The organism is Nitratireductor sp. GCM10026969 (assembly GCF_042660605.1).
GTDB lineage: Bacteria > Pseudomonadota > Alphaproteobacteria > Rhizobiales > Rhizobiaceae > Chelativorans.
This window is the reverse complement of the sequence record NZ_JBHSUM010000010.1, coordinates 62,997-68,996: the sequence shown is the minus strand read 5'-3', so window position 1 is coordinate 68,996 and position 6,000 is coordinate 62,997. Positions and strand designations below refer to the sequence as shown.

Sequence of the window (6,000 nt, the reverse complement as noted above, 5' to 3'; positions counted from 1 at the left end):
TACCAATGACGGGCACATCCATGCCGTGTGGGCCCTGCCGGCACGCCTGGCCGGGGCCCGCCAGGTCTGGCATCATCGCGGCGATCCCGAGGCCCGCGGGGTCAACTGGCTGGCGCCGCTGGCGGCGAGCCACATCGTGACGGTTTCCCGCTTTGCAAGGCCACAGCGGCCCCTTGTCGACGTTTCGCGCCGGATTTCCGTCGTTTACAGCCCGTTCGACACGCCGTCGGGGCATGACGACCGGGCCGCCGCGCGCGCCATGCTGGTCGAGACGCTAGGCTGCCCCGGCGAGACGCGTTTCCTCGGCTATTTCGGCCTGCTCATCGAGCGCAAGCGGCCGCTGGCCTTTGTCGAGGCGGTCGCCGCCTATGCGCGGCGCCACCCCGAGGTCCCCGTCATGGGCCTGCTGTTTGGCGTGCCGGGAAGCGAAGCCCCGCATCTGGCCGAGGCGGTCGTCCGGCGAGCCGAAGCGCTCGGCATCGGTGACCGGGTCCGGCTGATGGGCTTTCGCAGCCCGGTGGAGCCGTGGATGCAGGCGATCGATGTCTTGTTGATCCCGGCCGTGCGCGAGCCGTTCGGCAGGACGCTGATCGAGGCGATGTTTCTCGGCACGCCCGTGGTGGCGACCGACGACGGCGGCAATCCGGAAGCCATCGAGCACGGTGTCACCGGCCTTCTCGTGCCCCCGGAGGCGCCGGAACAGTTCGTTGATCCGGTGCATGCGCTCCTGACCGACGATGCATTTCGTGAACGCATCACGAAGGCCGCGCGCGACCGCGCGTTCGCCACCTACGGCGTGGCGACGCACGCACGCAGGCTGACGGCGATCTATCGCGCGGTTCTGAACGGCAGCGAACACACGCGCAGTTTCCGGCGCAGTCCCGACCAAAGGACGGTCCCATGAGGTTCGAAGATATCGATTTCCTGATTATTGGCGCGACCAAGAGCGCCACCACCTGGCTGCAGAGATCGCTTCAGGCCGATCCCACGGTCTCGATGCCTGATCCCGAGCTGCACTATTTCAGCCGTGAGTTCGCCCGGGGCGACGAGTGGTACCTGGCGCAATTTCCGCCCGATGCGCCCGAGCGCGTGGCCGGGGAGAAGTCGAACTCCTACCTGGAGCAGCCGGAGGCGGCCGAGAGGATTGCCCGCAAGGTTCCGGACGCCAAGCTCGTGGTGCAACTGCGCAATCCGGTCGAGCGCGCCTATTCCGACTATTGCATGATGTACCGGCGCGGCGACGTGAGCGGCGATATCGAGCGCTATCTCAATCCGGCCCGGTCGCACGACACGCGCCCGATCAGCGCCGGGCACTACCATCGGCAGCTTCAGGCCTATTTCGACCGGTTTCCGGCCGACCGCATCCTCGTGACCTTGTACGAGACCGCGACGGCCCGTCCGGAGGAGCACCTCGCCGCTGTCAGGCAGTTCCTCAAATTGCCGGGGAACGGTGCGACCGCCGTAGCGCGCGGCAAGGTGAAGGACAAGACCGTCCCGATGCTGAGCCCCACCATGCGCCGCCTGCTGCGCCCGCTCAAACCGGTCGTCGCACCCTTGCGCGAGACGCCACCGTTCCGACGCCTCCACACCGCGCTGGCGAAGGAGATACGTTACCCGGCTTTTCCCGAATCCCTGCGGCAGCGGCTGATCGACCACTACGAACCCGAGATCGCCGCCCTGGGGCAACTGCTGAGCCGGGACTTGTCCCACTGGCTGCACGGCTCGCCCGGGGACGGAGCGGTCTACAGCTGGAAGCCATCGTTGGCGAGCGGCGCGGCAACTGCGCAAAACCGGAAATCCTCGCAGGGCTTTAACTGACGCGCCTTGGGCTTCCCGCTGCTTTGCAGGCGTCTGCATTTCCCCCAAAATACTTGCAGTTACAATAGCTTCGGAAGAGCTGTTCGTTACATGGGGCAGGCCCGCACAAGTTCCCGGAGCCTTCCGAGGCCGAGACGCGGGGCGCGCGGAGATTTTCACCAGGGGCCGGTGGCTGAAAAGCGCCGACGTCCTCTTTTGCTTCATGCTTCGAGGGCCGTCTGAAATGAAAAACGACTTGGTCGCCAAAGGGGCGCATTCGAGAAACGTTCACAAGCTTCCTCTACCGATTCCGCCGATTGCCGGCGGGCCGGGCTTTTATCGCACGATCCGCTCCCGGGTCGATTCCCTCGTAAAGTCAGTCATCCGCAACCGTCATCTTTATGCGGTCGATCTCGGACTAAGCGCACTGGCGCTCGTGCTCGCCATATGGTTGCGGCTCGGTTCGCAGGCTCTTCTGGCAGACACAGCGATCCTTGGCGCCGTAAGCTCGATCACGGTCCTGTTCGTGGCGGTCTGCGCGATCGCCTTTCCCGTCGCCGGCCTCTACAAGCGGAAATGGGAATTCGCTTCGATCCTTGACTACATCGTCCTCGTGCTCGCCGTCCTCTTCGCCTCCGCGATTTTAACAGTCTTCCTGCTCTTCGACGCTGAATCCGACCTCGTGCCGGGTTCGGTGATCGCCATCGAAGTCGTCACGCTCGTGCCGCTCCTGGCGGCCGTCCGGCTCAGCTTCCGGCAGGAGGATCTGAAATTCCGCATACCGGCCGTGCGCACGACGGCGGATCACTCCGGCGCCATGCTGCCGGTGTTGCTCGTCGGTGCCGGTCACGAGGCCGACCTCTATCTGAGGGCCCTGCAGCGCGACCGCAATTGCACCTACTGGCCCGTCGGCTTTCTCGGCAATTTGTCCGCCGAGATCGGCACCATGCTGCGCGGCGTTCCGGTGCTGGGGACGACCGGCGATTTCGAGGCGGTGATGGAAGAACTCGAGGCGCGCGGGCAACGGCCGCGACACCTCATCTTCACTGCTCCGCCGTCTTCCTTCGCCGGCCAGGCGGCCGAACAACTCATCGAGAAGGCAGACAGGATGGGCATGGCGATTTCCCGGCTCAACCCCGTCACCGAGTTGCGCAACACCCGCGTCATGAAGGAATTCGAACTGCGCCCCATCGAGCTGACGGACCTGCTCGAAAGGCCGCAGGCGGCCCTCGACGTCGCTGCCCTGCAACGCTTTATCTGCGGCCGCCGCGTGCTCGTGACGGGTGCCGGCGGTTCGATCGGCAGTGAACTGACCAAGCAGGTGGCTGCCCTGGGGCCGGCGCACCTTGCCGTCGTCGACAATTGCGAGTTCAATCTCTATTCGATCGATCTGGAACTGTCCGAACAATTTGCGGGCGTCCCCCGCAGCGCCCATCTTTGCGACGTGCGCGACCAGCATCGGATCAACGAGGTATTCCTGCGCCACAGACCCGAGCTCGTCTTCCACGCCGCCGCGCTGAAACACGTTCCGATGGTCGAGTTGAATCCCTGTGAAGGCGTGCTGACCAATGTCTGCGGCACCCGCAACGTCGCCGACGCCGTGCGGCGATGCGGCGCGCTCGGCATGGTGCAGATTTCCACCGACAAGGTGGTGAACTCGACCAGCGTGATGGGCGCGACCAAGCGGCTTGCAGAGCTCTATTGCCAGGCGCTCGATCTGGAAGGACTGAACTTGCCCGGCGCCCCCCGTTTCATGACGGTACGCTTCGGCAATGTGCTTGGCTCGAGCGGCTCCCTCGTCCCGCTCTTCAAGCGCCAGTTGGCGCATGGCGGGCCGCTGACGGTCACCCATCCGGAAATGAAACGCTTCTTCATGACCATTCGCGAGGCGGTGGAACTCACGCTCCAGGCTTCCGCCTACGGGCTGGAAAAGGAGCTTGGGCAGGGCGAGATCTTCGTTCTCGACATGGGCGAGCCGATCAGGATCGTCGACATTGCCCGGCGCATGATCCGCCTAGCCGGTTTCACCCCGGATAAGGATATCCATATTCAGATTATCGGCTGCCGTCCGGGCGAAAAGCTGTTCGAGGAGCTTTTCGATGCGAACGAAAAGCGTGTTTCGCCGCCGGTTCCGCGGGTTCTCGGCGCTGTGCCCACCCCGGTGCCCGTCCCGGTTCTAAAGGAGGTCTTCATAAGGCTTCAGGCATGCGCAATGGAAGGCGACACCGATGGTCTCTTTGCCGCCATGCGCACGGTTCTGCCGGGATTTCGCGCAATCCAGTGCGAAGAGCCGGCCGTTGGTCCTCTCACCAAGATGGCGGATGCGCCGTACAGACATGCCGCCAATATGTGAGGCCGGCCGGAGAGCCAGACTTCACTCGGTTTAAAAAGTTCCGTAAGGTATCGTTCCGGCGTAGTCCCATGCGGGAAACCACCGGTTTCGGCCCGCTGGCCGGGAGCGAAACGTGGGGCCGCTTGTCCGAAAGCCGCAGGCGAAGGTTTTCTGGAAACCGCGTGTGGGTCTCCCCGGCTTCCGCCTGCGCGCCGGCTTCGGGATGAGGCGGGTGGCCGGCGGCTCCGCACGATTATCCCATCCGCCTCCAGACACATGCCTTTCAGGTGCGTGTCCCCGCAGATCTCAAGAAGCAGATCCCAAGAAAAAGGCCGACACCGCATCAGCGGCGATGTCGGCCATCAGGCATACCGCGCGGGCGTGGTCACACGGCCTCGACCAGTCGCTCGCGGGCGGCCGCCAGATCGGCGATATGCATGGGGGCACCGGATCGCGACCCGATGCCGGAATAGACGAAGCCGAAGCGCGTCACGTCCTCTTCGGAATAGATGTTGCGCAGGTCCACCAGAACCGGTTGCGCGACGAGCTTCTCGAGCCGCTGCAGATCGAGCGCGCGGAACTGCTCCCACTCGGTGAGAATGCAGATCGCGCTGGCGTTCTCGGCAGCCTCGTAGGGGCTGGCATGAAAGGCGACGTCGGTCCACAAGGCCCGCGCCTGCTCCATGCCCTTGGGGTCGTAGGCGCTGACACGGGCGCCGGCGTCCTGCAGCGCCTGGATGACGGAGATCGACGGCGCCTCGCGCATGTCGTCGGTGTTGGGCTTGAAGGTCAGCCCGAAGATGGCGATCTTCTTGCCACGCACATTGCCGCCGGCGGCCTGGATGATGCGACGCGCCATGGCACGCTTTCGCGAATCGTTGACGGCGATCGTCGTCTCGATGAGGCGCAAGGGGCTGTCGTAGTCCTGGGCAGTCTTGACGAGCGCCATGGTGTCCTTGGGGAAGCAGGAGCCGCCGAAGCCCGGACCCGCATGCAGGAATTTCGAGCCGATGCGGTTGTCGGCGCCGAGTCCCAGCGCCACGTCCTGGACATTGGCGTCCACCTTCTCGCACAAATCCGCGATTTCGTTGATGAAGGTCACCTTCATAGCCAGAAAGGCGTTGGAGGCGTACTTGATGAGCTCGGCCGAACGGCGCGCGGTGAACAGGATCGGCGACTTGTTGAGGAACAGCGGCCGGTAGATCTCCTCCATGACGGCGCGCGCATGCTCGTCCTCCACGCCGATGACGATCCTGTCTGGATGCTTGAAATCCTGGATCGCCGACCCTTCGCGCAGGAACTCCGGATTGGAGGCGACCGAGAAGTCGCGGCTTTGCCGCTCGTCGCGGATGATGCGCTCGACCTCGTCTCCCGTGCCCACGGGGACGGTCGACTTGGTCACGACCACGGTGTTGCCCTGCAGGGCCCGGGCGATCTCGCGCGTCGCGTGGTAGACATAGGAGAGGTCCGCGTGCCCGTCACCGCGCCGCGACGGTGTGCCGACGGCGATGAAGACGGCGTCGGCTTCCTTCACCGGGCCGGTGAGGTCGGTGGTGAAAGACAGGCGGCCGTCGCGCACGTTCTGCGCGGCGATGCCTTCGAGTCCGGGCTCGTAAATCGGCATTTCGCCGCGTCGCAGCCTGTCGATCCTCGCTGCATCCTTGTCGACACAAGTGACCGTGTGGCCGAAATCGGCCAGGCACGCCCCCGTTACGAGTCCGACATAGCCGGAGCCGATCATGACCAGTCTCAAGGCGCTTCTCCAGTTCCCTCGATTGAGCCAATGCTTCGCGGCGCGTGTGGACGCCTGATCCCGCTTCCGCGGCGGCAGCTCTTCACGTGCCCGCAACCATTTGATTTTAGAAAGAAAA

The 6,000-nt window shown here is 64.5% G+C and carries 4 protein-coding genes; 3 read left to right on the top strand and 1 reads right to left on the bottom strand.

The features are described 5' to 3' along the window. From ACFP9U_RS04560 to ACFP9U_RS04550, 3 genes are all read left to right on the top strand, one after another. Nucleotides 1-904 (top strand): glycosyltransferase family 4 protein (locus ACFP9U_RS04560; RefSeq protein WP_378619373.1); only part of this gene is annotated, 904 nt, incomplete at its 5' end. Continuing rightward, a complete protein-coding gene (locus ACFP9U_RS04555; RefSeq protein ID WP_378619371.1) occupies nucleotides 901-1,818 on the top strand; it encodes a sulfotransferase family protein in 918 nt (305 codons plus the stop codon). The genes ACFP9U_RS04560 and ACFP9U_RS04555, both read left to right, overlap by 4 nt. Before the next feature lie 223 nt (nucleotides 1,819-2,041). Continuing rightward, on the top strand, nucleotides 2,042-4,150 hold the full coding sequence (locus ACFP9U_RS04550) for a polysaccharide biosynthesis protein (RefSeq protein WP_378619370.1): 2,109 nt from the start codon (nucleotides 2,042-2,044) through the stop codon (nucleotides 4,148-4,150). Between the two features lie 364 nt (nucleotides 4,151-4,514). On the opposite strand, the gene ACFP9U_RS04545 is transcribed toward ACFP9U_RS04550, so the two are convergent. After that, the gene (locus ACFP9U_RS04545; RefSeq protein WP_378619368.1) at nucleotides 4,515-5,882 is read right to left on the bottom strand and encodes a UDP-glucose dehydrogenase family protein; all 1,368 of its coding nucleotides are present in this window, start codon (nucleotides 5,880-5,882) and stop codon (nucleotides 4,515-4,517) included. Nucleotides 5,883-6,000: the final 118 nt, after the last annotated feature.